The organism is Microbacterium koreense (assembly GCF_042677105.1).
Classification (GTDB): Bacteria; Actinomycetota; Actinomycetes; order Actinomycetales; family Microbacteriaceae; genus Microbacterium; species Microbacterium koreense.
In genome coordinates, this window is record NZ_JBHTIM010000001.1 from 1,225,588 (window position 1) to 1,250,611 (window position 25,024).

The window sequence follows — 25,024 nt, forward strand, 5'->3', positions numbered from 1 at the left end:
CTCGACGAGATCCACAGGACACCCGCACCGTGGCCAAACTGTACTTCCGCTACGGCGCGATGAATTCTGGCAAGTCGACAGCCCTGCTGCAGGCCGCGTACAACTATGAGGAACGCGGCCAGCGCGTGTTGTTGGCCAAGCCCGAGATCGACACGAAGGACGCGGACCGGATATCGTCGCGCTTGGGGATGACACGGCCGGTGGACTTCCTCATCCGTCCCGGCGACGACGTGCGCGCGCTGTTCGCCGCAGAGCGACAGCGACTCGCGCAAGACGCGGCACAGGCTCTCGTTCCCGACGGGGCGGATGCCGAGGGTGCGGCGGGCGTCGCCTGCCTGCTCCTGGACGAGGCACAGTTCCTCACCCGCGAACAGGTCGATGACCTGTTGCGGATCGTGGTGCTCGATCGGGTTCCCGTGCTGGCGTACGGCATCCGTACGGACTTCCGCACCGATGCCTTTCCCGGTTCGCGTCGGCTTCTGGAGTTGGCGCACAGCCTCGAGGAGCTCAAGACGATCTGCCGGTGCGGACGTAAGGCCCTGTTCAATGCGCGCCTGGTCGGCGGACGGTTCGTCTTCGACGGCGACCAGGTGGCGATCGACGAACTGTCGGCGGACAGGGTCACCTATGAGTCGATGTGCGCCGAGTGCTACCTGACCGAGTCCGGGGGCAGGCTCGGCTGACCCTCGCGGCTACGCTGGTGACATGCGCGTACTGCTCGCCGGCGGAGCCGGCTATGTCGGGACCCACACGGCCGTCGCTCTGCTCGACGCCGGTCACGAGGTCGTCCTTCTCGACGACCTGTCGAACACCTCTGCACGGGCCGCGGAGCGGGTCGAGAGGATCACCGGAAAGCCCGCGCCGCTGGTCGTCGCCGATGCGCGCGACGACGACGCGGTCGCCGATGTGTTCGACCGGCTCGGACCGTTCGACGCCGTCGTGCAGCTCGCCGCGTTCAAGGCGGTGGGCGAATCGACGCAGAAACCGCTCGATTACTACGCCAACAACCTCGGGACGACGCTCGCGCTCCTGCGCGTCGGGATCGCCCGCGGCATCCGCTCTTTTCTCTTCTCGAGCACCGGCACGGTGTACTCGGACCCGGCGGATCTGCCGTTCACCGAGGAGTCGACGACGAGTGTCGATCTCTCCAACCCCTACAGCAAGTCCAAGCGCATGAACGAGGCGATCCTTGAGGACGTCGCGCGTGTGAACCCCGAACTCGACATCACGATCCTGCGTTACTTCAACCCCGTCGGCGCCCACGAGTCGGGTCTGATCGGGGAGGACCCGGCAGGGATCCCCAACAACCTCATGCCCTATGTGCAGCGGGTGGCCGTCGGCGAACTCGACCGGATCGGCATCTTCGGCGACGACTACGACACGCCCGACGGCACCGGCCTGCGGGATTACATCCACGTCGTCGACCTTGCTGAGGGTCACGTCGCCGCGCTCGAGCGTGGGCGCCCCGGCTACGACGTGTTCAACCTGGGGACGGGTCGGCCGGTGAGCGTGCGTGAAGTCATCGCCTCGTTCGAGCGGGCGGTGGGGCGCGACCTGCCGCAGGCGGTGCTGCCGCGCCGGGCCGGCGATGTCGCCGCGACCTACTGCGACCCCGCGAAGGCGCAACGCGAGCTCGACTGGGTGGCCACGCGCACGATCGACGACGCCTCCGTCGACGCGTGGCGCTGGCAGTCGGCGAACCCGCAGGGCTTCGCGACCGAGGTCGACGGCGACGCTACCTGAACAGCTGATCCGGCAGTCGCGCGGCCACAGCTGCGCTCTCGGGCAGAAACCCCATGATCGCCCAGTCGTGGATGAGGCCGCGACGCAGGTCGATGTCGACGTCGATGCCCGCCTCCCGCGCGGCGTCCGCGAGCCGCTGGCTGTCGGGGTAGAGCACGTCGCGGGTACCCGAGTACAGCGCGATCGGCGGCAGACCCCTCATCGACCCATGAATGGGGCTGGGCAGGGGGTCGGCAGCGTCGAGCGCGCCCGCCCACAGGCGGCCGCATCGGCGGAGACCGTCGACATCGAGCAGCGGATCTTTGACGCCGTTGAGGCTACGCGGATCGCTCACTGTGACGTCGAGCCACGGTGAGAGGAGCACCAGCGAACCGGGCACCGCGCATCCTCTTCGGACAAGTTCTTGCGTGGCTGCGAGAGCCAGTCCGCCCCCGGCAGAGTCGCCCAGAACGGCCGTGTGCTCCGGGGTGGTGCGTGCGATCTCGTGTGAGATGAGATCTGCAGCGACGGGAACGACGGTGTCAGCCGTGGCGTGGGGCGCGAGCGGGTAGGCGGGCATCACCACCGTCGCGCCTGTGCTCCGGGCGAGCGAACGGCACAGGTCGACATGCATTCCATTGGCTTCGTGGACGTACGCGCCGCCGTGCAACATGACGATGGTCCGGGCGGGATGGGCGGGCTGCGCTGGTTCGAAACGCAACGCGGGCCACCCCTGGGCGACGGTCGCCGTCACGGTGAGGTCTCCGGAGTGCGAGGCGCCTCGGGGAGGACTCGGCATCTTCTCGCCCACCGGCACGCGCGCGAATCGGCGCGCGACTCCGGAGAGCGGCAGGATGACGTTCGCGACGAACTGGTGGATGAGGCTGGGCTTGCTCATGCGGCGGGCTCGGCCGGACCAGACGCGGCGGTGTGCGGGAGCGGGCTCTTGGGCTGAACGCCCGGCCGCCGGCGTCGAGGCAGGGGGACGAGCATCGACGTGCGACGTTTGTAGTCGGCGTACGCGGGGTACTTCGAGGCCGAGATCGACTCGGTGAAGATCGTCGAGCCGATGAACAGCAGTGTCAGCAGGATCGCGCCGGCGATCGTCCCGTTGATCGCGCCGCCCCACACGCCCAGCCCGGATGCCACGGCTGCGACCGCGCCGATCGCGTAGAAGACCCACCACTGCGCCTGCTCGAAGAAGAAGTTCGGGTGCCGGCTGTAGGCGAAGAGCCCTGACGACAGAAAGCCCTCGGCGCGGCCGGCGGCTTTGGCCTTGTGGAACACCCACTGCTGCTGATCGGCAATGAACTCGGCGATGAGGAAGACCACGAAGAGCACAGTGAACGCCGTATCCCACGCTCCGAACGGGGCGGGGTGTTGCCAGGCCATATACGCCGGAAGCGTGATGAGGACGAGCAGTGCGTTCTGGTAGAGCACGATGAACAGCAGATTGAAGACCTGGAACTGCCACGGCGCCATGCGGCCCCGCAGGACCGCCCAACGGTAGTCCTCCATCCCGGTGTACCCGCCCTTGCGGGCGAAGTTGAAGGTGAGGCGGGCACCCCAGGCGGTCACCAGCACGGCCATCACGATGAGACGTGTCGCGTCGTGGCCGGCGGCGATGCCCGAGCCCGCGAAGATCCACACGTAGACGACCGGTACCACCGACCAGAGGCGGTCGACCCAGGACGTGTCCTTGGTGATGAGGGAGGCGATCCAGCAGAAGGCGCTCGCACCGCCCGCGACGATGAGGACGAGGATGAGGGGATCCATGTCCACAGGCTAGTGCGCATGGGGACCACTCCCCATCGGGGGCATGCCCGGGCGGAGGTTAGGATGATGCAGTCATCGGCCGTCGTCGCAACACGGTGCGTTGCAGAATCCGGGGGGATCACCGCACATGAAGGCTCTGTCGTGGGTGCGCGCGCGTCCGAAGACGCTGGCGTCGACGGCGGGGGTCACCGTCGGCGTCGTCGCCCTCACGACGATGGCCTTCGCGTATGACGGCAATCCGACGACGCGTGTCGATCTGAACGACGGCGGTGTGTGGCTCACGAAGACGTCGACGCTGATGGTCGGGCACTTCAACCACGAGTCGACCGTCATCGACGGGGGGCTGCGCACGACGGGTGACAGCTTCGACATCGTGCAGGATGCCGAGAACGTGCTCGTCGTCGACAGCGGTGAATCGACGGTGGCGGTCGTCGACCCGGCGCGTGTCGCTCTCGGAGATTCGGCACGGATTCCCGGCGCGGCGAAGGTCGCGCTGGGTGACGAGACCGTCGCGATCCTCGATGAAGGTTCGGGCAACCTCTGGGTCGTCCCGGTTCCCGCGATCGCCTCGTTCGAGATCGAGGCTGCCGAACCCGTCGCTCAATTGGGCGACGGCGGGGACGTCGTCGTCGCTCACGACGGCACGGTGTTCGGGTTGGCCCGCGACCGCGCCGAGGTGGTCAGCATCACGGTCGACGGTGAGGGTGAGGCCCTCGACGTGTCGGCCGAGTCGTTCGGTGACGAGCAACTCTCCGATGCGGCGAGCATCACGGCGGTGGGCAGCACCCCGGTGGTCTTGGATCCGGTCGACGCCTCCGTGCGGATGCCGGGAGGTGCGCGGACCGAGATCGCCGACACCGACGGCGCGGTGCTGCAGCAGGCGTCGGCGCCGACCGACGCGGTGGTCGTGGCAACGACGAGCGGTCTCGTCTCGGTTCCCCTCGGCGGGGGAGAGCCCGAGGTGACCGAGGCCGGAGGGGTCGGAGAACCCGCCGCCCCGGTGTGGCTTCGCGGATGCGCCTACGGTGCCTGGGCGGGTTCCGGCGCTTTCGTCCGTGACTGCATCGGTACTTCGGACGACGTCCGCGCCGACATCGAGGACGCAGGGGCAGCGAACCTCGTGTTCCGTGTCAACCGTGACGTGATCATCCTCAACGACGCGGTCAGCGGCGCGGCGTGGCTGGCGACGGAGAGTCTTCAGCGGGTCGACAACTGGAACGATCTGACGCCGCCCGAAGGGGAGACCGAGAACGAGGACGACTCGACCCAGGAGACGGTCGAGACGACGCTTCCGGAACGGAGCGAGATCAACACGCCTCCGACGGCGGAGGATGACTCCTTCGGCGTCCGTCCCGGCGCATCGGCTTTGTTGCCGGTGATCGACAACGACAACGACCCCGACGGCGACGTGCTCGTCGCGACCGTCACGGGCCGTCAACCATCGATCGGCACGGTGCAGCCGATCTTCAACGGCGCTTCGCTGCAGATCGCCGTCGCCGAAGGCGCAAGCGGCACCGCGACCTTCACCTACGAAGTGGACGACGGCAGGGGAGGAACGGATACCGCGTCGGTCAGCCTGTCGGTGCGGGACGAGAGTGTGAACGCGGCGCCAACGCCGAAGCGCACGACATCGCTCACCGTCGAGGCCGGCGGGGCGGTGTCGTACAACATTCTTCCGGACTGGATCGATCCGGACGGTGACGACATCTACTTGAGAGAAGTCGTCGCAGCATCCGGCGACGAGGTCGAGTTCAGCACCGACGGTCAGATCACCTACAAGGCAACGGCCAGTCTCCAGGGGCGCAAAGACATCCAGGTCACGGTCGCCGACGGATTCGGTGAGAACACGACAGCCACGGTCGTGCTCGACGTCCGGCCGCAGGGATCGACGAAACCGAAGACGAACGCCGACCACGTCGTCACACATGTCGGGGAGCCCATCACGGTGGCGCCGCTGGCCAATGACACCAGTTCCGGTCGTGAACAGCTGCGGCTCGGGCGGGTCGACGACGTGCCGGGCGCGACCATCGAGCCCGATTTCGCGAACAAGACGTTCACCTTCACCGCACCGGTCGCCGGGGTCTACTACGTGCAGTACCTCGCAACGGCCGGCCCCGAGAACGGCGAAGGCCTCGTGCGCATCGATGTGATCGAGGAGGCCGAGGTCGATCTCCCGCCGGTGGCCGTGCGTGATGTCGCACTGCTTCCCACCGGGGGCGACGCGCTGGTCGCCGTCCTCAACAACGACACCGACCCGTCTGGGGGGATCCTCGTCGTCCAGTCGGTGTCGACGGAGCCCGGCGCGGGGGTGTCGGTCTCGGTCTTGAACCACGAGACGTTGCGCATCACCGACCAGGGCACCCTGGACGAGCAGGTGCGCATCTCGTATCGGATTTCGAACGGGCAGCAGTCGGCCGACGGGGAGGTCGTCGTCGTCCCCATCCCCGCTCCCGAGAAGATCCTTCAGCCGGTGACCGCCCCCGACACCGCGACCGTTCGCGTCGGCGACGTGGTGACCATTCCGGTACTGGACAACGACTCGCATCCCAATGACGATGCGCTCCACGTCGCGCCGGAGCTGATCGAACCGTTCGTCGACCCTGAAGACGGTGAGGCGTTCGTGTCGCAGGACACGGTGCGATTCAAGGCCGGCGATGAGGCGAAGACGGTCTACCTGACCTACGAGGCCGTCGATTCGCGCCAGCAGAAGGCGGCGGGGTACGTCACCGTGCAGATCCTCCCCCTCGACGAGGAGACCAACGCGGCGCCGCGCCCGCGCGATCTCGTGGCTCGCGCTCTTTCGGGGACCGAAGTCAACGTCGCCGTCCCGCTCGACGGGATCGATGCCGACGGTGACTCGGTGGAGCTGCTGGACATCTCGTCGAGCCCCACCAAGGGGCGCATCGTCGAGGTCGCCCAGAACTACTTCACGTATGAGGCGTTCGACGACGCGACGGGCGTAGACGCGTTCGAGTATCGCGTGCGCGACCGGCTGGGCAAAGAAGGTTCGGCGACGGTACGCGTCGGCATCGCGCCCGCCGACCAGGTGAACCAGGCGCCGTACGCCGTCAAGGATGCGGTCGTCGTTCGGCCCGGTCGCGAGATCGCCGTGCCGGTCATGCTGAACGACTCCGATCCGGAGGGCGATGAGATCTCTCTCGTGGAGGACGGTCTCGAAGTGCCTGATATCGACGGGTTGTCCGCACGCGTGTCGGGCGATCGCGTGCTCGTCGAGGCGCCCGACCGTGCACTGGAGACGTCGTTGCAGTACACCGTGACCGACACTCGGGGTGCCACGGCGACCGCGGTGTTGCAGATCACGGTGGATGAGGACGTGCCCCTGCAGGCACCGATCGCCCGCGATGACCGCTTGCGTTCCGAGGACCTCGAGGATGGAACGCTGACGGCCGACCTTGCGATCCTCGACAACGATGAAGATCCTGACGGTACGACCGACGGCCTCGCCGTCGCCGTCGGCGCGGGCGGCACGTTGCTGGCTGACCGCACGGTCCGGGTGACCGTGACCGAAGAACTGCAGTTGATCCGCTACACGCTCACCGATCAAGACGGGCTGGAGGCCTCGGCGTTCATCTTCGTTCCCTCGCGGGAAGGGCTGCGCCCGACATTGACGACGACTCAGCCGTTGGAGGTCATGAGCGGCGAGACCCGCGAAGTGCCGCTGGCGGAATTCGTCACGGTCGCCGGCGGTGGTGACGTCGTGCTCACCGAGCACGCGAAGGTCACCGCGATCAACGCCGACGGATCGGACCTCGTGAAAGACGAGCGCACGCTCGTCTACACATCGGCCGAGGGCTATTTCGGCCAGGACGCGCTGACGTTCGAGGTCACCGACGGAACCGGGCCCGACGACCCGGACGGGCGCAAGGCGACGCTGAGCATCCCGATCAACGTCCTCCCGCCCGAGAACCAGCAGCCGGAGTTCCTCGGCGGCGAGATGACGGTCGCGCCGGGCGAGGATCCGGCCGTGTTGGATCTGGCTGCGCTGACGACCGATCCTGACCCCGAAGACGCCGGATCGCACAGCTTCTCGCTCGTCGGCGGCGAGGACCGGGGGATCACCGCCCGTGTCGACGGCGACCGGCTGTTGGTAGAGGCCGCATCGAATGCCCAGAAGGGGGCGGCGACGACCCTGACGATTCGCGTCACGGACGGCGTCACCGAGCCGGTGGAGGGGCAGGTTCTGGTCCAGGTGGCCGCGTCGAACCGCGCTCTGCCGACGGCGAACACCGACACGATCTCCCAGGCAGATCAGGGGGCGACGATTTCGGTTCCGGTGCTCGCGAACGACTTCAACCCGTTCCCCGAGACCCCTCTCACGCTCGTGTCGGCGAACGTCGAGACGGGTGCAGGTCAAGCCCGCGTCGACGGCGATAATGTCTCGGTCACGCCCGGCGCCGATTTCGTCGGCACCCTCGTCGTCCGCTACACGATTCGGGATGCCACGGAGGATCCCGATCGCGAAGCCACGGGCCAGGTGGTCGTGACGGTGCAGGGCGTTCCCGATGCGCCGGGCGCGCCGACGGTGATGAGCGTCCAGGACCGCACCGTGGTCGTCTCGTACTCCGCTCCCTCCAACAACGGAGCGGAGATCACCGGATATACGGTGCGCGCGGTCCAGGGCGGCACCTACTCGAAGGCGTGTGCGTCGACGACCTGCACGCTGGACGGCCTGACGAACAACGTCGAGTACGTCTTCCAGGTGACGGCGACGAACCGGGTCGGCGAGTCTGCGCCATCCGGATCATCGGCGGTGGCCCGCCCCGATGCGCGGCCCGACACGCCGAACCCCCCGACGCTCACGTTCGGCGACCGCTCACTGCGGGTCGCCTGGACGACCCCCACGACGCCCGGCTCACCGGTCGAGCGGTACACCCTCGAGATCTCTCCGGCGCCGCCCTCGGGGATCACGCAGAAAGAGGCGACCGGCAACTCCCTCACGTGGGAGGGGCTCGAGAACGGCGGTAACTACCAAGTCCGCGTCCGCGCACACAACCGTGCGCCCGAGCCGTCGAGCTGGAGCAACTGGTCGGCGTCCGAGATCCCCGCCGGCCCGCCGCTCGCGACCTCCGCTCCGACGACCGCCGAGCTGCAGCCGGTCGGCAATCAAGCGCAGATGCAGGTGAACTGGGCGACGCCGCCGGCGAACGGTGACGCGATCGACGCCTACCAGCTCGAAGTGTGGGAAGGATCCACGCTGCGACGCACGGTGGCGCCGGTCGCCGGATCCAACAGCCAGGCGATCGTCGTTCCGACCTCGGAGACCGCCTACACCTACCGCATCCGTGGACACAACAAGGCGGGCTGGGGTGCCTGGAGCGAGATGTCCGCTCCGCGCCGCGGAGTCGTCGCCCCCGGTGCGCCGCAGATCACGTCGGTCACTCCGGGTGATCGACGCCTGACCGTGGCGTACACCCCCGGTGCGCGCAACGGCGCCCGTGCGGGTGAGGTCGCCTACCAGTACCGCCTCAACGGCGGAGGCTGGTCGGGAATCCCCGGCAACGGCGTGATCACGGGACTCGGCAACGGCACGGCGTACACCGTCGAGATGCGCGGGGTCGCAACAGTCGGCGGCACGACGTACTCGGGGGCGGTCTCCAACAGCCTCCGCGAGACCCCGTACGGGGCACCGACCGCGCCGACGGCGAATGCGCGCAACCTCGGGCAGAGCGTCGAGCTCCGGTGGGACTCGCGCGGCTCGGACAACGGCCGCGCGATCCAGACCACTCAGATCCGCGTCAACGGTGGGGGCTGGGAGAGCGTCGGCAGCAACGGGGCGCGCACGGTCGGCAGCGGCTATCAGCAGACCCACCGCATCGAAGTGCGGGCGCAGGACTCTGCCGGCCAGTGGTCCTCCATCGCCTCAGCCTCCGCGCGCACCGACGATCCGCCGGCTCCCCGCGTGTGGGTCACCCAGGGCGACGCGGCCGGCAGTTGTGTGAACGGGTGCCGCCGCTACATCGTCAATTGGGAGAACCTGAACATCGGTCAGCACGACGTGCGGTGCTATTCGAGCAACAGTGGCCTGATCGGGAGCTGGACCAATATCACCAACTTCGACGGCAACGGCAGCTTCCAGCTGGACTGCTATGCCGGGCGTGACGGACAGGACGTCTGGGTGGACATTCTCGGGTGGGGTGGCGCCGTCGACACCGAGAAGAGATTCTGGGCTCGGCCATAGCCGGGCTCCGTCGAACGCAAGCAGAGCAGAAAGCAGACACGACATGAGCATGACCCCGGAGCAGGCCGCGTGGTTCCACTCGACGTTCCAGCGCCTGGTGCACAACGTCGACCAGGCGGTGCAGGGCAAGCACGAGGTGGTGAGCCTCGTGCTCGCCGCCATGCTCGCCGAGGGGCATGTGCTGCTTGAGGATGCTCCCGGAACAGGCAAGACGAGCCTCGCCAAGGCACTCGCGGCGACCGTCCAGGGAACGAGCGCGCGCATCCAGTTCACTCCAGACCTCCTTCCGTCGGACGTCACGGGTGTCACGATCTACGACCAGCAGTCGCACCGGTTCGAGTTCCACCGCGGGCCGATCTTCGCATCGATCGTCTTGGCGGATGAGATCAACCGTGCGTCGCCGAAGACGCAATCCGCCCTCCTCGAGGTCATGGAGGAGTCCCGCGTCACCGTCGACGGCGTGACACACGAGACAGGGCGCCCCTTCCTCGTGATTGCGACCCAGAATCCGATCGAGCAGGCGGGCACCTACAAGCTGCCCGAGGCGCAGCTGGACCGCTTCCTCATCAAGACGTCGATCGGCTATCCCGATCTCGACGTGACCGAGCGGATCCTCGCGGGTGCCTCCGAGCGCAACCCGTCGGCGGGACTCTCGGCGATCATCACGACCGGTGCCGTCGCCGACATGGCCGGGCTCGCCGCATCCGTGCACGTCGACCCCGCCGTGCTGCGGTACGTCGCCGAACTCGCCGAGGCGACCCGCAACGACACGGCGACGCGATTGGGTGTCTCTGTGCGCGGCGCGATCGCCATGGTCCGCATCGCGAAGGTCTGGGCCGCCGCTCACGGACGACACTTCGTGCTCCCCGACGACATCAAGAGCCTGGCCCGGCCCGTGTGGCAGCACCGGCTCGTGCTCGACTCCGAGGCCGAGTTCGCCGGCACCACCGGTGAGACGATCATCCTCCGCGTCCTCGAGGGGATCGCCGCACCCCAGGCGCGATCGGCGGCGTGATGACGGCAGAGACCGCGCCGGCGAACCCACCGCCGCACCGCGACGCCCGATGGCAGGACATCGCGGTGGTCCTCGGCGCGCGCGCGGGGGAGCGCGCACGCGTGGCGGTGTCGGCGATCCGGCCGCTGGCCTGGATCCTCATCGGGATCGCGATCGGATGCTGGGTGGTCGGTCAGGTCGCCGGTTGGTGGGAGTTCACCGTCGCCGCCGTCGTGATCGCCCTCACCGTCACGTTGTGCGCGCTGTTCCTGATCGGGCGCACCGCCTATGACGTGACGCTGGATCTGGCCCGCACGCGAGTCGTCGTGGGCGATCGTGCGGTCGGCGCGCTCACCCTCGCCAACCGTGGATCGCGCGCGATCCTGCCCTCACGCGTCGTGCTCCCGGTCGGCACGGGACGTGGCGAGTTCGGCATCCGCCGTCTGGCCCCGGGAGAGGAATCGGAAGAGCTGTTCGCGATCCCCACGCACAAGCGCGGCGTGGTGAAGGTGGGACCGGTGAGCGTGGTCCGCGGTGACCCACTGGGGTTGTTCGAACGCGCCCACCAACGTGACGAACCGGTCGACCTCTTCGTGCACCCGCGCACCGTGCTCTTCGACGGCCAGTCGCTGGGGTTCCTTCGCGACCTCGAAGGTCTCCCGGCCACCGACCTCTCGCGCGACGACGTGTCGTTCCACGCCCTCTTGGAGTACCAGCCGGGCGACGACCTGCGCCATGTGCACTGGCGGTCGACCGCGCGCACCGGAACCATGATGGTCCGCCAGTACGAGGAGACCCGTCGGTCGCACTTCGTGATCGGCCTCTCGCGCTCGAGCGTCGACTACTCGACCGCGGAAGAGCTCGAACTCGCCATCTCGGTGGCCGGGTCGATCGGACTGCGTGCTCTGCGGGACTCGCAGCGTGTCGACGTGCGGGTTCAGGGCAGGGACCTCCCCGCCGGCACAGCCAAGCGATTGCTCGATTCGCTCTCGGCCGTCGAACCCAGCAAACCCCGCGAGGGTGGCGTCGCGTCGCTTGCCGGCATCATCTCCGCGACGATTCCGCTCGCGAGCGTCGTCGTGCTCGTCTGCGGCTCCAACGTGTCGCCTGAGGAACTTCGCGTTGCGTGTGCACGTCTTCCGTTCGGCGCGCGGGCGCTCGTCGTCGTCGCGGACGGAACGGCCTCGGCTCCCGCCCTGCGCCGGGTCGGCGAAGCCGATGTGATCACGATCGGTGCGCTGGAGCACCTTCCTCCGGCGATGAATCGGGTGCTCGCGTGAGCGGCGCCGATCGGGCGACCGCGAGTGCAGCCGACGTACGGCAGGGCGCCGTCGACATCACGGCGAGCGTCGTGCTCGTCGCGGTCGCTCTGGCGGGATTCTGGCCGACCTTCGGCGGCCCGTCGTTCGTTCCCGCGGCACTGGGAGGCGTGCTCCTGGGCGCCGCCATCGCGGCCGTCGCGGCGTGGCGCCGGTGGGGCATCCTCGCCGTCACCGGGCTCGTCGTCGCCGCGTACGCGGTCTTCGGCGGCGCGCTCGCCCTGCCCGGAACGACCCTCCTCGGCGTGATCCCTTCGCTTGAGACCCTCCAACGCCTCGCGGTGGGGCCGGTGACCGCATGGAAGCTGATGCTCACGACGGTCGCTCCGGTCTCGGCTGCCGACGGCCACCTCCTCGTGCCGTTCATGCTCTCGCTCGTCTTCACGGCGGTCACCGCATCCCTCGCCCTGCGGCTGCGCCACCCTGCCTGGGCGTTGGCACCCGCGGGAGTGCTCCTGATGCTCGTGATCGCGCTCGGCACGCCCGAGCCTGCGTTCCCCGTCGCGCAGGGACTGGTCTTCGCCACCGTGGCCATCGCGTGGCTGGCGTTGCGACAGGCTCGGTCGGCAGGCGGCGCCGCGGTCTCGATCAGCGAGGCCGACCCGACACGGGTATCGCACATGCGCGTGCGCCGGATGACAGCGGGAGCAGCTGTTCTCGCCGTCGCCGTCGGGGGCGGTGTGGCAACCCATGCGCTGGCCGCCCCGACCGAACCGCGGCACGTGTTCCGCGACGTCATCATCCCGCCGTTCGATGTTCGCGACTATCCGAGCCCCCTGCAATCGTTCCGCAAGAACGTGCGCGATGACGCCGACGAGACCCTCTTCACCGTCCAGGGGCTTCCCGACGGTGCGCGGGTCCGTACGGCGGTGATGGATGATTACGACGGCATGGTCTACAACGTGAGCGATGGCGGTCCGACATCTTCCAGCGCCTTCTCGCCGTTGCGTTCGGACATGTCTGCGGAGGCCGAGGGGATCCCCGTGACGCTCCGCGTCGCGGTGGGTGCCTATGCAGAAGTGTGGATGCCGGTGGCCGGACAGCTCACCGACATCAGCTTCGCCGGAGACCGGGCCGATGAACTACGCCGTGGCACGTTCGTCAATACCGAGACCGGCACGGCGGTGGTCACGCCGGGTCTTCGACGCGGCGACGAGTATGCGGTCGATGCGGTCGTCGCGACGATGCCCGAGGACCAACAGCTCGCGGATGCGGCGTTCGGTTCGGTCACCCAGCCGCAGCAGAGCAATGTTCCCGAGGAGCTGGCGTCGCTCGCTGCCGAAACCGTCGCCGGCGCGGAGTCCCCCATCGAACAGGTGCGCGCGTTGGAGACCTTCCTCGCTGAAGACGGCTTCTTCAGTCATGGGCTCGAAGGAGAAGTGCTCTCGCGCGCCGGGCACACGGCCGAGCGGATCACGACCCTCTTCGGCGGCGACCAGATGATCGGTGACGATGAGCAGTACGCCGTGGCGATGGCCTTGCTCGCGGGTGAACTCGGCATCCCGGTGCGCGTCGTCATGGGGTACTACCCCGACGAGGAGCGCTCCGGTGAAGCGGTGTTCACCGCTACCGGCGCAGACGTCCACGCGTGGGTGGAGATCAACTTCGACGGATTCGGCTGGCTCGCGTTCGATCCGACCCCGCCCGAGGACCAGATCCCCAACGATCAGAGCACGAAGCCGCGGTCGGATCCGAAGCCGCAAGTGCTGCAACCGCCACCGCCGCCGCAGGAACCCGTCGACCTTCCGCCCACCCTGCCCGATGACCGTGAGGCCGAAGAGGAGAGCCTGAACATCGCGGGCATCATCGGGACGATCTTGCTCATCGGGGGAATCTCGCTGCTGATTCTCGGTCTGATCATGCTGCCGTTCATCGTGATCGGTGCGTGGAAGGCCGCCAAGCGCCGAGCGCGCCGATCGGCCGAGCGTGCCAGCGATCGGATCAGTGGCGGATGGCACGAGCTGACCGACCGTGCCGTCGACTATGGCGCGAGGCTCACTCCGGGAGGCACACGCGCTGAAGACGCGCACACCGTCGCCACCACCCTCGCGGTGCCCGCGGTCACCCAGCTCGCCGAGCGGGCCGATGTCGACGTGTTCGGTCCGTCGGACCCGTCGAAGGAGGATGTCGACGCTTTCTGGAACGAAGTCGACAGCATCGTCGGCGGAATCGGTAAGGATGCCGGATTCTGGCGACGGATGCGGGCGAGGTTGAGCCTTCGCTCGCTCCTGGGCGGTACGGCGATGGCGACGAGTCTGCGCGGGGTGCGGGATGCCGCATCCGCGCGCGTGTCCCGCGGATCGGGCACGATCGATCCGACGGCGACGAGCACGCCCCCTTCGACCGAGAGTGAGACGTCATGACCCCGGCTGCCGCGGCGCCCGTCGCGCGACGGGCGATCGCCTACGTCATCGACGCCGTGATCGCGGCCGCTCTCGGCGTCGTCCTCACGATCGGTCTCGTGATCGCCGTCGCGGTGGCGGGTCCCGATGCCGCGATGCCGGTGCTCCTCATCGGCGCGCCGATCGTCATGCTCTTCCTACTCGGGTGGTTCGTCGTCTACACGGCGATGCAGAGCGGGCGGGGTTCGATCGGGATGCGCGCGCAGGGCGTGGTCCTGACCGCGTCGGATGGCACGCCACTGGGCTTCGGCCGCGCGCTCGTGAGGAACGTCGTCTTCGGCCTCGCGGCATCCATCGTGGTCGGCTACTTCACCCCGTTGTTCGATGGGTCCGGGCGATTTCAGGGATGGCACGACAAAGCCGTCGGTTCGCTGGTGCGCGACGCGCGCCACACCGCGGACGTGCCGGCAGCAGGGGATTCTCCCGCTCCGGCTGCCGCTGAACCCTCCGCCGGCGCGGTGCAGGGGCCGGGAGCACCCCTCGCACCCGCGGTGGCCGCTCCGCCGATTCAGCCCACGGCTGTTGCGCCCGATGCCTCTGGTGCGCCTGCCGCATCCGGTGCGCCCGGGACGCCGGCTGCGCCCGGGACGCCGCCTGCGCCCGGGACGTCTGTCGCCCCCGTGGCGGATGCCGGATCGCTGATCGCGTTCGTCCCCGGGGTGACGCAGCCACCACCCTCGTCTGTCGGCGCTCCCGACGCCCGGGACGATGAGGCGCGGGACGCCACGGTCGTGGGTCGCCCCGCGCCAACACCCGCGTCGACCCCGACCCCGACCCCGGCCCCGTACTCGCCGAAGGAGCCGGAGCCGGAGCCGGAGCCACCGGCATCCGTCGTCGAACCGTCGCCCGAGGGCGAAGACACCGAGGACACGAGGATCAGCATCCCCGGCCACCGCCTGGTCTTCACCTGGGATGACGGCACGCGCGCAACAGTGTCCGGCCGAACGCTGTTCGGCCGGAACCCGGCCGCCGAAGAGGCGGTCACGGTCGTCGCGGTGCGCGACGAGACCCTGTCGCTTTCCAAGACCCATTTCGAGGCGGCCGCTGATGCATCCGGGGGGTGGGTGCTCGACCGCCATTCGACCAACGGGATGACGCTCATCCGTGACGGCAGGCGACTCGCGTGCCCGGCAGGACAGCGCGTGCCGGTACGTCTGGGTGACGCGCTCGAGATCGGCGATCGGATCGTCACGATCGGGGGATATGCATGAGTGCCCCCGTCGTGATCGACGCAGGATCAGCCACGCACCCCGGGCGTCGGCGCGCGCTCAATGAAGACGCGTTCCTCGCGACCGCGCCGGTCTTCATCGTCGCGGACGGGATGGGCGGGCATCGCGCGGGCGATCGCGCGAGTGCCGCCGCCATCGCCGCGTTCGCGGTCGCTGCGGGGCGCGAGTCGCTCGATCTCGATGACGTGCGCGGGGCGATCGCCCACGCCCGCGAGAGTGTCGAGGCGCTCTCGGACACCACCGACGACCGCGCCGGGACGACCCTCAGCGGCGTCGTCGTCACATCCGTCGACGGCGTCGGGTATTGGTTGGTGGTGAACATCGGCGACTCTCGCACGTATCGCCTGTCGGACGGCGACCTCGAACAAGTCACCGTCGATCACTCCGTCGTTCAGGAACTCGTCGACGCGGGCGAGCTCAGTGCCGAGGCCGCCGCGGCCGACCGCCGCCGCAACATCATCACGCGCGCGATCGGCGCGAGTAGCCCCGGGGATGTCGATTACTGGCTCTTTCCTGCAGAACGCGGCGATCGGATCCTCGTGTGTTCAGATGGACTGACGTCGGAGATGCCCGACGCCGAGATCCGTGACGTGCTCCTGGCCACCGTCGCGCCGCAAGACGCCGCCGACACGCTGGTGGCACGCGCGGTGGCGGCGGGCGGCAGGGACAACGTCACGGTCGTCGTCGCGGATGCCGTGGCCGTCGCCGCGCGCCCCGGCATCCGAAGCGAGACCGACATCGAGTCGGAGGTGGACATGAACACGCATCCGCGTGAAGCCGCAGCGGGAGGAGTGCGCTGATGCAGACGACGTACACGCCGGGACGGTGGTACCTGCTCGCGCTGCGCGGCGTCTACGTCGCCCTCGCGCCCGACTCAGCGAACGACCTCGTACGGACTCTCTGGGAACGTATGCGCTCGGAGCCCACCTTTCCCGCGATCCTGGATGTGCTCACCTCGCACGTCGGCGGTGCCGTGTCGTCGCTGCCATCGTTCGCCGCGCTGATCATCGAGGGCGACGGCGTACGCGTCGCCGTGCGCGGGGCCGTCGACGCGGAGATCTCGGAGCGACCCGACACCGAGCCGCAGCGCTTCTCGGGAACCGAGGTCACGACGTGGAGCGAGAGGTTCGTCGGGGCCGCGTCGGCTGTGCGCCTGTCGATGCACTCCGGCTACGAGGCCGGGGACCTCCCCCTCGAGGGAGGCGTCGTGCGTGCCGGCTCGGTATCCGTCGCGCTCGCCGGGGAATCGCGAGTTCCCGCGCCCGTCGAACCGGCCTCCCTCGCACGCGTGCCGCACATGCCCGGCGCTGCGGAACCCGCGCCGGATTCTCTCGCGCCGGCGGAACCCGCTGCAGAATCCGTGCCCGCGTCGAGCGAGACGACGGTTCTTCCGACGGACACGACGCTGGCACCCTCGGCCACAGAGATCGACGAGGTGTGGGAGAGCACGATCATGTCCTCACGCCGTGCGGCGGCCGCGGTGGAAAAGCCGCAGGATGCCGGCGAGGCGCTCGGCGACCACGACGGGGCCACCGTCTCGCTCGCCGAACTCCGTGCGCGCCGCGGAGGCCTGCCGGAGCCCGCTTACGAGGCGGCTCCTGCGACCGGCGACGGCGAGGTGGCCTCGGGACGCGTGCGGCTGTCGACCGGTCAGGTCATCGAACTCGACCGCACCGTGATCATCGGACGGCGGCCTCGTTCGTCGCGGGTCGGCGGCGCCGATCTGCCGCTGCTGATCGCGGTCGACAGCCCGCAGCAGGACATCTCCCGCAGCCACCTCGAGATCCGCATCGACGGCGACACCGTCGTGGTGGTGGACCTGCACACGACGAACGGGTCGACGCTGCTGCGGCCCGCGACCGACCCCGTGCGGCTGCATCCGGGCGAGGCGACCCTCGTGCTCTCGGGCGATGTCGTCGATATGGGCGACGGCGTGACCGCCACCTTCGAGGACCTCCCGTGACCCGTCCCCCCTCGCCGCCACCCGATCTCCCCGGATTCCATTACGTCGAGCCGCTGGGGACCGGCGGGTTCGCCGACGTCTTCCTCTACGAACAGCAGATGCCGCGTCGCCACGTGGCCGTCAAGGTCCTGCTCGCCGATCGGCTCGCGTCGGGGGCGGCGCAGGAGTTCGCCGAAGAAGCGAACGTCATGGCGATGCTCTCGACGCATCCGGCGATCGTCACGATCTACCAGGCGGGTGTGGCAGGCGACGGTCGGCCGTATCTCGTCATGGAATACTGCCCGCGCCCGAACCTGCAGTTGCGCGCCCGCAAAGAACCCTTCTCGATCGCCGAGGCATTGCGCGTCGGTGTGCAAGTCGCCGGCGCGGTCGAGACGGCGCACCGTGCGGGCGTGCTGCACCGCGACATCAAGCCGGCCAACATCCTCGTCACGGCATACAACCGACCGGCGCTCACGGACTTCGGCATCGCGACGACCGCCGGCGCGACGAGCGAGGCCGCAGGCATGTCCATCCCCTGGTCACCGCCCGAATCGTTCACCGAGCCACCACGCAGTGGTCCGCGCACCGATGTGTGGGCGCTCGGTGCCACTCTCTACACGCTCCTCGCGGGACGTTCCCCGTTCGAACGACCGGGCGAACGCAACACGAGCGCGGACCTCATCGAGCGCATCGAACGGGCCGCGCTCCCGTCTCTCAACCGCCCGGACTCGCCCGCGAGCCTGCAACGGGTACTCGATCGCGCGATGGCGAAGAACCCCGATGACCGCTACGGTAGCGCGGTCGCCTTCGCCCGGGCGTTGCAGAAGGTGCAGATCGAGCTCTCGCACTCGGTGACACCGATCGACATCGTCGACGACCACGCACCGGCCGAGGAACAAGAGGACGACGGTGACGGCCTCACACGAGTCCGCCAGGTGGTCAGTATCGAACCGGACGCGTCGACTCGCGCGTCCGCGACGACTCAGCGCAAGGGCCCCCCGGAGCCCGTCGGCGACGTACCGGTCTTCGATGCTGCGTCCGCCCCACACGTGGACGAGGCGACGCAACTACGCGTGCCGACGCCACCGAGCGAGAGCGAGGATCGCACGGTCCTCCGCCCGCCGACTCCGATCCTGCCGGAGGCGTCCGACGACCCGCAGTCCGTTGCGGCAGAACCGACCACCGCGACGGGGGAGACCCGGCGCCGGACAGGTCTGTGGGTGTCACTGTCCGTGGTCGCCGCGGTGCTGGTCGTCGGTGCAGTGATCGTCGGCGCGAACGTCTTGTTCCCCGGGTCGAGCACGCCGCCGGAGGCCACGGAGACGGCGCAGCCCCAGGAGGTGGTCTCGGACTTCGTGCCACGGGTCGTGCAGATGGACGGCTCCCGGCAGGGAGACCAGATCGTCTTCGCGTGGGTGAACCAGGAACCCCTGGACGGCGACACCTACCTCTGGAATGTCGTCGACGTCTCGGGCGATATCGACCCGCAGCAAGCGGACGAGCCTCTCGCGCGGGTCGACGCCACGGGAGGAATGGTCTGCATCGACGTGATGCTCCGCCGTGCCGACGGTCGAGTATCCGAACCCGTTCGTGGGTGCGTCGATCAATGATCTGGGAGATCGACGACGACGAACCTCGTATCGAGGGGCTCGACGCGGACGGGCGACCCGACCCCGCGTACGCGGCTGCGTTGGGGCTTCTGCGGGCGCCCTTCGGACGGCGCGCGCTGGCGCTCACCGTGGATGTCGCACTGTGGCTGTGCGTCGTCCAGCTGCTGTGGCTCGGTCCCTTGCCGCTGCTCATCCGCTTCGCCACCGGGTCGATTTCGCTGTACGGCCTGGTGAACCACCCGACCTTCGTGCTCGCCGTCGTGATGGCCGCGGTGTCGATGTTCCTCGGGCTCGTGCTCCTCGTCGTCCAGCTCGTCCTCCACGGGCGCAAGGGAATGACGATCGGAAAGGCCGCAACGGGCATTCGCACCGTCGGTGTCGCACGTCTCGAGCGACCCGGTGTCGGCGCCGTGCTGGTGCGCCTGCTCCTCGTCGGGGTCTCCGGGATCGTTCCGCTGCTCGGGCCCGCGCTCATCCTGTCGTCACCGACGTTCGATCCGGACGGCCGCGGCCGCGGACTCCACGACAAGGCTGCCCGCGTCTGGCTGGTGGACGTGCGCAAGGGATTGAACCCCTACGACCAGAAGCGGATGCGGATCGCGCGCAAGATGGCGAAGGTGACCCCGACGGCCGAGAAACACAGCCTGCCGTCGCTGGCGACGCCGACGGACCCGGCCGCGCAGCCGCAGTATCGACCCGGCAGCCGCGTGAGCGCGGGCGTGCTCGGGGTTTCCCGAGCGCATGACGTGGTGGAGCCGTCACGGTCGGCGCAGTCGGCTGCCCAGGCCAAGCCCCCGGCGGCCCCGGCCCAGCCGCCGGCCGACCAGTCGCAGCCGCCACGTGCCGTCCCGGCTGCGCCGCCTGCGACCGCCGCCGCGTTCTGTCTGCGCTTCGACTCGGGCGAGATCTTCACGATCACCGGGCCGACGCTCTTCGGACGCAACCCCGACGCCGCCGGGTCGCGCGAGGTCCGTGTCATCGCGCTCGCGGACGACAGCAGATCGCTCTCGAAGACCCACCTGATGGCGCGGCCGGTCGACGGCGGGCTCGAGATCGTGGACCGCCACTCCACGAACGGGTCGGGAATCATCCGCGACGGCGCCGAGCACCCGCTGATCGGGGATGCGCCCGTCGTCGTCGGCGAGGGCGACCAGGTGCGCCTGGGCGAGCGCACCGCGAGTGTGGTTCGTGCTTGATCGACCGCAGACGAGGAGTGACGACCGGCATCGCCGGCTGATCGGGGGATACGAATGAGACTCAAACTGACGTTGCGCAGGCCCGCGGGCGACCCCGTCGACATCGTCGTCACCGCCGACTCCACGGCGACCGCGGCCGATGTCGCGCGCCACATCGCCGCCGCCGATCCCACGCGATCGATCCCTGTGGCCGACGGTGACACCCTGACCCTGGCCGTTGCGCCGCCGATGACGGACCGCCTCGTCTCGCTGCAACCGGATGTTCCCATCGGTGAGGCCGCGATCGGTTCGGGCTTCGTCGCATCCATCGTCAACTACGGGCCCGGGTACGACGTCGAGCAGCCGCGCGATACCGTCGGCGTGCTCGTTGCGACCGCCGGTCCCGTCGCGGGGCAGGAATTCCCACTCACCGCCGGACACGCATTCATCGGTCGTGATGCCGCGAACGACGTCGTGCTCGCGGACCCGATGGTGTCCAAGCGGCACGCGCGTGTCGAGGTGGGCACCCACGTCGAGCTCGTCGACCTGAACTCGGCCAACGGTGTTCTCGTCGACGGCGTCGCCGTCCAGCGAGTGCGCCTCGACGAGGGAGAGCAGTTCGTGATCGGCGGGACCACCCTCGTGCTCCGCCTCGTCCGCTCCTTCGACGGATCGGCGGCGGACGATCCGGTCATCGAACGCGGCGGTGGTCTGCTGTTCAACCGCAGCCCGCGCGTGGAGGTCCGGTATCCGGGAACCCTCTTCAAGGTGCCCCGCTTGCCGACCGAGAAGATCGGTCGGATGTTCCCCTGGCCGATCCTCATCGCCCCCATCCTCATGGGCGCCGCGCTCTACGCGCTCAACGGCAACCCGCGCTCATTGCTCCTGATCGTCATGACGCCCCTGATGGCGTTCGGCAACATCATCAACCAGGCCGCGCAGAGCAAGAAGGGCGAGAACCACGAGATCCTGCTGTTCGAGCGCCAGTTCGAGCAGCTCGAGGAGGATTTCTACCACGGCAAGCCCGAGGAGGAACGCGCCCGCAACGAGGAAGTGCCACCGGTGGCCGAAGCCTTCGACCAGGCGATGCGGCTGGGGCCGATGCTGTGGACACGGCGCCCTGAACACTGGAATTTCCTGGGTGTGAGATTGGGACGCTGCCGTCTGCCGGCGCGCAACCGGCTCGATGACGCGGACTCGCCCGAAGGTCTGCCCGACTACATCGAGCGGGTCGACAGGCTGCGCGATCGATACGCCTTCGTCGACGACGTGCCTGTCTTCGACACCTTCGCCGACGCCGGATCGATCGGCGTGGCCGGTCCGCAACCACTCGTCGCCGACACCATGCGCGGCCTCGCCGTCCAGGTGTTCGGGCTCCATGCGCCCAACGACGTCGTCGCGGTCGCGTTCGCCGATTCGGCCTGGACTCCGGAGCTCGAGTGGCTCAAATGGATGCCGCACACCTCCGGTGAACGCAGCCCGTTCCGGGACCTGGCCCTCGCCGACTCGGCGCCCACGGCATCAGCCCTGCTCAACACCCTGGAGGAGTACGTGCACCGGGCGGCCTCCGGTGCGGGAGGTGGGGAACCCCGAGGACCGTTCAAGGACGACTGGAATCCACTGCTGTACGGCACCGACGTCTCGCGGGCGGCATCCGAGCACAAGAAGACTCCCTCGCTGTCGGTCATCGTGTTCGTCTCCAGCGATGCGCCCGTCGATCGGGGACGACTCACCGACGTCCTCGAGCGTGGCGCCGATCACGGCGTCCATGCCGTCTTCGTCTCGCCCACGGTGGAGTCCCTCCCCGCGGTCTGCCGAAGCTACATCGATGTGCACAACGGCCTCGACGACGCGCAGGTCGGCCTCGTGCGGACGGGTGCGCGATTCGAGCACGTCCGCGTCGAGGGGGTGTCGAACGCCTACATGGAGATGCTCGCCCGTCGCCTTTCCCCCGTGGTGGATGCGAGCACCGTCGTGCACGACTCGTCCGACATCCCGACATCCGTCATGTTCCTGCAGTTGGTCGATCCCGCCATCGCCGAAGACCCGCAGGTCGTCATCGAGAGGTGGCGTCAGAACAACACCATCGTCGACCGCACGTCGAATCCCCGCCCGAGGCTGAAGAAGGCCGGCACGCTGCGCGCGATCATCGGACAGGGCGCCAGCGATGCGATGGCGTTGGACCTGCGCACCCAGGGGCCGCACGCGTTGGTCGGTGGCACGACGGGTGCCGGAAAGTCGGAGTTCCTCCAGGCATGGGTCTTGGGGATGGCCGCCGCGCACAGCCCGGATCGCGTGACGTTCCTCTTCGTGGACTACAAGGGCGGCTCCGCGTTCGCAGACTGTGTCGAGCTTCCCCATTGCGTCGGGCTCGTCACCGACCTCAGCCCCCATCTCGTGCGGAGGGCGTTGACGAGTCTGCGAGCCGAGTTGCAGAACCGCGAGCATCTGCTCAACTGCAAGAAGGCGAAGGACCTCCTCGAACTGGAGAAACGACAGGATCCGGAGTGCCCGCCCGCGCTCGTGCTCGTCATCGACGAGTTCGCCGCGCTCGCCTCCGAAATGCCCGAGTTCGTCGACGGTGTGGTCGACATCGCTCAGCGCGGCAGGTCGCTCGGCATCCATCTGATCATGGCGACACAACGACCCGCGGGCGTGATCAAAGACAACCTGCGTGCCAACACCAACCTGCGGATCGCGCTGCGGATGGCCGACGAAGCGGATTCGCGTGATGTCGTCGACGACGCGGTGGCTGCGACGTTCCCCGCCACCGTCCCCGGACGTGCGATCGCCAAGACCGGGCCGGGCCGGCTCGTTCCCTTCCAGTCGGCCTACGCCGGCGGGTGGACCACGGAGGACGACTCGACCGTCGCCGAGGTGCGGGTGGCCGAGCTCGCCTTCGGTGCCCGGGCGGAGTGGGAACCCGACCGTCCCGCCGATGCCGACGCGCACGCGGACGACCTCGGGCCGAACGACCAGAAGCGCATCGTGTCGACCCTCATCCGCGCGAGCGACCGGGCTTCGTTGCCGCGACCCCGTCGGCCGTGGCTCGACGACCTCTCGCCTGTGGTCTCCCTCGAGGATCTTCCGAACGACGGCGACACGCGAATCCCGATTGCGCTCGTGGACGTCCCCGAGAAGCAGGTGCAGCAGGCGGCCGTCTTCTCTCCCGATCGTGACGGGTCGCTGGTGATCTACGGCACGTCCGGCTCCGGCAAGTCCACGTTGCTGAAGACGATCGGTACCGCCGCCGGCATGCGTCCCGACCTCGGGGCGGTGCAGGTGTACTGCCTCGACTTCGCCTCCGGTGCGCTCGGCGCCCTCGCGTCGCTGCCGCACGTCGGATCGGTCGTCGACGGGTCGGACGTCGAGCGCATCCAGCGGCTCCTGCGCACTCTGGATCGCGAGATGGATCGTCGCGCAACGGCGTTCGCAGCCGCGAGTGCCGCATCCGTTCAGGAGTATCGCGAACTGAAGGATCCCCGGATGCCGCGCATCCTGCTGCTGATCGACAACTACCCCGAGTTCAAGAAGGACTGGGAGGTGGCGCCGGGGCGCGGCCCGTTCTATCGCATCTTCATGCGGCTTCTCGGTGAAGGGCGGACGCTCGGTGTGCACACGGTGATCACGGCGGACCGGGGCAACGCCGTGCCCAGCGCCGTGGCCGCCAACATCTCTCGCCGCGTCGTTCTGCGCATGGGCGACCCGAGTCAGTACATGTTGCTCGGGGCGCCGCGCGACGTGCTCGATGACCAGTCCGTTCCGGGGCGCGGGGTCGTGGACGGCCACGAGGCACAGATCGCGGTCCTCGGGGGGACGACGAACGTCGTCGAGCAGACGAAGGCGCTCGTGGCGCTCGGAGACCGCTTGCGTGAGCAGGGTGTGCGCGACCTCCCCGAGATCGGCGCACTCCCCACGATGGTCCCCGCCGGCGACATGCCGACCGAGGTGGGAGGGATGCCGGTCTTCGGCGTCGCCGACGACACGCTCGCGCCGCACGGCTTCGAACCGATCGGGTCCTTCGTCGTCTCGGGGCCGCCGGCATCCGGCAAGACGAATGCCCTCAAGGCGCTCGTAGCGGCCGTGGAGCGCTTCGATCCGGCGGTGAAGATGTACCACTTCGGCAGTCGACGCGCTGAGCTCAAGGACTTCCGCCCGTGGGTGCGCAGCGCGACCCGGCCCGAGGACGAAAAGGAACTTGCCGCCGAGCTCGCCGAACTCGTCGTCAGCGACGCGCCGGATGCCCGCATCATGATCGTGATCGAAGACATCCCGCATCTCGCGGACGGGCCGGCCGACCGCCCCATGCGCGCGCTGCTCCAAGCGATGAACAACAGCGATCATCTGCTGGTCGGCGAGGCGGAGATCTCGCGCGCCAGCGGCAGCATCGGCGTGCTCGGAGAGTGGAAGACGGGTCGTCAGGGCATCGTCCTCAAACCCGATACCTACGACGGCGAATCGGTCTTCAAGACTCCGTTCGGTCGCGTGAAGCGATCCGACTTCCCGGTCGGTCGCGGGATTTTCGTCCAGGCGGGGCGGGCCGTCACGATGCAGATGCCCTTCGTTGCGGATGCGGCGCAGCCTGCCGCCGCGGAGCACGGCCCGACGCCGTCGTGACCGTCGCCGAGCAGCGCGCTCACATCGAGCAGCTTC

General features: G+C 68.8%; 14 protein-coding genes. 12 read left to right on the top strand and 2 right to left on the bottom strand.

Features of this window, described 5'->3' with window-relative positions:
- Positions 1-29 precede the first annotated feature (29 nt).
- Positions 30-683: a thymidine kinase gene (locus ACFQZV_RS05665; RefSeq protein WP_378750954.1), complete on the top strand. Its 654-nt coding sequence runs from the start codon at positions 30-32 to the stop codon at positions 681-683.
- A gap of 22 nt (positions 684-705) precedes the next feature.
- On the top strand, positions 706-1,743 hold the full coding sequence (gene galE / locus ACFQZV_RS05670) for a UDP-glucose 4-epimerase GalE (RefSeq protein WP_378750952.1): 1,038 nt from the start codon (positions 706-708) through the stop codon (positions 1,741-1,743).
- On the opposite strand, the gene ACFQZV_RS05675 is transcribed toward galE, so the two are convergent.
- Positions 1,736-2,620 (bottom strand): alpha/beta hydrolase fold domain-containing protein, encoded by an 885-nt coding sequence (locus ACFQZV_RS05675; protein ID WP_378750950.1) that lies wholly within the window; start codon positions 2,618-2,620, stop codon positions 1,736-1,738. The genes galE and ACFQZV_RS05675 overlap by 8 nt on opposite strands.
- Positions 2,617-3,498 carry a DUF1295 domain-containing protein gene (locus tag ACFQZV_RS05680; protein WP_378750948.1) on the bottom strand — a complete coding sequence of 294 codons (882 nt, stop codon included), beginning with the start codon at positions 3,496-3,498 and terminating at the stop codon, positions 2,617-2,619. Before ACFQZV_RS05680 ends, ACFQZV_RS05675 begins: the two co-directional genes overlap by 4 nt.
- A 127-nt stretch (positions 3,499-3,625) precedes the next feature.
- Here ACFQZV_RS05680 and ACFQZV_RS05685 point away from each other — a divergent pair, with 127 nt between their 5' ends.
- The 10 genes from ACFQZV_RS05685 to ACFQZV_RS05730 are packed head-to-tail and all read left to right on the top strand — an operon-like array spanning position 3,626 to position 24,988.
- A complete protein-coding gene (locus ACFQZV_RS05685; RefSeq protein WP_378750946.1) occupies positions 3,626-9,697 on the top strand; it encodes an Ig-like domain-containing protein in 6,072 nt (2,023 codons plus the stop codon).
- Positions 9,698-9,740: 43 nt separating this feature from the next.
- Positions 9,741-10,712: an AAA family ATPase gene (locus ACFQZV_RS05690; protein ID WP_378750944.1), complete on the top strand. Its 972-nt coding sequence runs from the start codon at positions 9,741-9,743 to the stop codon at positions 10,710-10,712.
- Positions 10,712-11,971, top strand: coding sequence for a DUF58 domain-containing protein (locus ACFQZV_RS05695; protein ID WP_378750942.1), 1,260 nt, complete (start codon positions 10,712-10,714; stop codon positions 11,969-11,971). The genes ACFQZV_RS05690 and ACFQZV_RS05695 overlap by 1 nt, the downstream gene beginning before the upstream one ends.
- On the top strand, positions 11,968-14,373 hold the full coding sequence (locus ACFQZV_RS05700) for a transglutaminase family protein (protein WP_378750940.1): 2,406 nt from the start codon (positions 11,968-11,970) through the stop codon (positions 14,371-14,373). The genes ACFQZV_RS05695 and ACFQZV_RS05700 overlap by 4 nt, the downstream gene beginning before the upstream one ends.
- Positions 14,370-15,623, top strand: coding sequence for an RDD family protein (locus tag ACFQZV_RS05705; protein WP_378750938.1), 1,254 nt, complete (start codon positions 14,370-14,372; stop codon positions 15,621-15,623). Before ACFQZV_RS05700 ends, ACFQZV_RS05705 begins: the two co-directional genes overlap by 4 nt.
- Positions 15,620-16,441 carry a PP2C family protein-serine/threonine phosphatase gene (locus ACFQZV_RS05710; protein ID WP_378750936.1) on the top strand — a complete coding sequence of 274 codons (822 nt, stop codon included), beginning with the start codon at positions 15,620-15,622 and terminating at the stop codon, positions 16,439-16,441. The genes ACFQZV_RS05705 and ACFQZV_RS05710 overlap by 4 nt, the downstream gene beginning before the upstream one ends.
- Entirely contained in the window at positions 16,441-17,604 is a 1,164-nt protein-coding gene (locus ACFQZV_RS05715) for an FHA domain-containing protein (protein ID WP_378750934.1), read from the top strand. Before ACFQZV_RS05710 ends, ACFQZV_RS05715 begins: the two co-directional genes overlap by 1 nt.
- Positions 17,601-19,196, top strand: a complete 1,596-nt coding sequence (locus ACFQZV_RS05720; RefSeq protein WP_378750932.1) for a serine/threonine-protein kinase — start codon at positions 17,601-17,603, stop codon at positions 19,194-19,196. The genes ACFQZV_RS05715 and ACFQZV_RS05720 overlap by 4 nt, the downstream gene beginning before the upstream one ends.
- On the top strand, positions 19,193-20,392 hold the full coding sequence (locus tag ACFQZV_RS05725) for an RDD family protein (protein ID WP_378750930.1): 1,200 nt from the start codon (positions 19,193-19,195) through the stop codon (positions 20,390-20,392). Before ACFQZV_RS05720 ends, ACFQZV_RS05725 begins: the two co-directional genes overlap by 4 nt.
- A gap of 54 nt (positions 20,393-20,446) precedes the next feature.
- Positions 20,447-24,988: an FtsK/SpoIIIE domain-containing protein gene (locus ACFQZV_RS05730; RefSeq protein WP_378750928.1), complete on the top strand. Its 4,542-nt coding sequence runs from the start codon at positions 20,447-20,449 to the stop codon at positions 24,986-24,988.
- Positions 24,989-25,024: the final 36 nt, after the last annotated feature.

What these genes read in the sequence shown, in the direction of transcription:
- galE (WP_378750952.1), top strand. Translation starts at nt 706, where the DNA reads ATGCGCGTACTGCTCGCCGGCGGAGCCGGCTATGTCGGGACCCACACG.
- ACFQZV_RS05715 (WP_378750934.1), top strand. Translation starts at nt 16,441, where the DNA reads ATGCAGACGACGTACACGCCGGGACGGTGGTACCTGCTCGCGCTGCGC.
- ACFQZV_RS05695 (WP_378750942.1), top strand. Translation starts at nt 10,712, where the DNA reads ATGACGGCAGAGACCGCGCCGGCGAACCCACCGCCGCACCGCGACGCC.
- ACFQZV_RS05710 (WP_378750936.1), top strand. Translation starts at nt 15,620, where the DNA reads ATGAGTGCCCCCGTCGTGATCGACGCAGGATCAGCCACGCACCCCGGG.
- ACFQZV_RS05690 (WP_378750944.1), top strand. Translation starts at nt 9,741, where the DNA reads ATGAGCATGACCCCGGAGCAGGCCGCGTGGTTCCACTCGACGTTCCAG.
- ACFQZV_RS05685 (WP_378750946.1), top strand. Translation starts at nt 3,626, where the DNA reads ATGAAGGCTCTGTCGTGGGTGCGCGCGCGTCCGAAGACGCTGGCGTCG.
- ACFQZV_RS05725 (WP_378750930.1), top strand. Translation starts at nt 19,193, where the DNA reads ATGATCTGGGAGATCGACGACGACGAACCTCGTATCGAGGGGCTCGAC.
- ACFQZV_RS05675 (WP_378750950.1), bottom strand. Translation starts at nt 2,620, where the DNA reads ATGAGCAAGCCCAGCCTCATCCACCAGTTCGTCGCGAACGTCATCCTG.
- ACFQZV_RS05730 (WP_378750928.1), top strand. Translation starts at nt 20,447, where the DNA reads ATGAGACTCAAACTGACGTTGCGCAGGCCCGCGGGCGACCCCGTCGAC.
- ACFQZV_RS05705 (WP_378750938.1), top strand. Translation starts at nt 14,370, where the DNA reads ATGACCCCGGCTGCCGCGGCGCCCGTCGCGCGACGGGCGATCGCCTAC.
- ACFQZV_RS05680 (WP_378750948.1), bottom strand. Translation starts at nt 3,498, where the DNA reads ATGGATCCCCTCATCCTCGTCCTCATCGTCGCGGGCGGTGCGAGCGCC.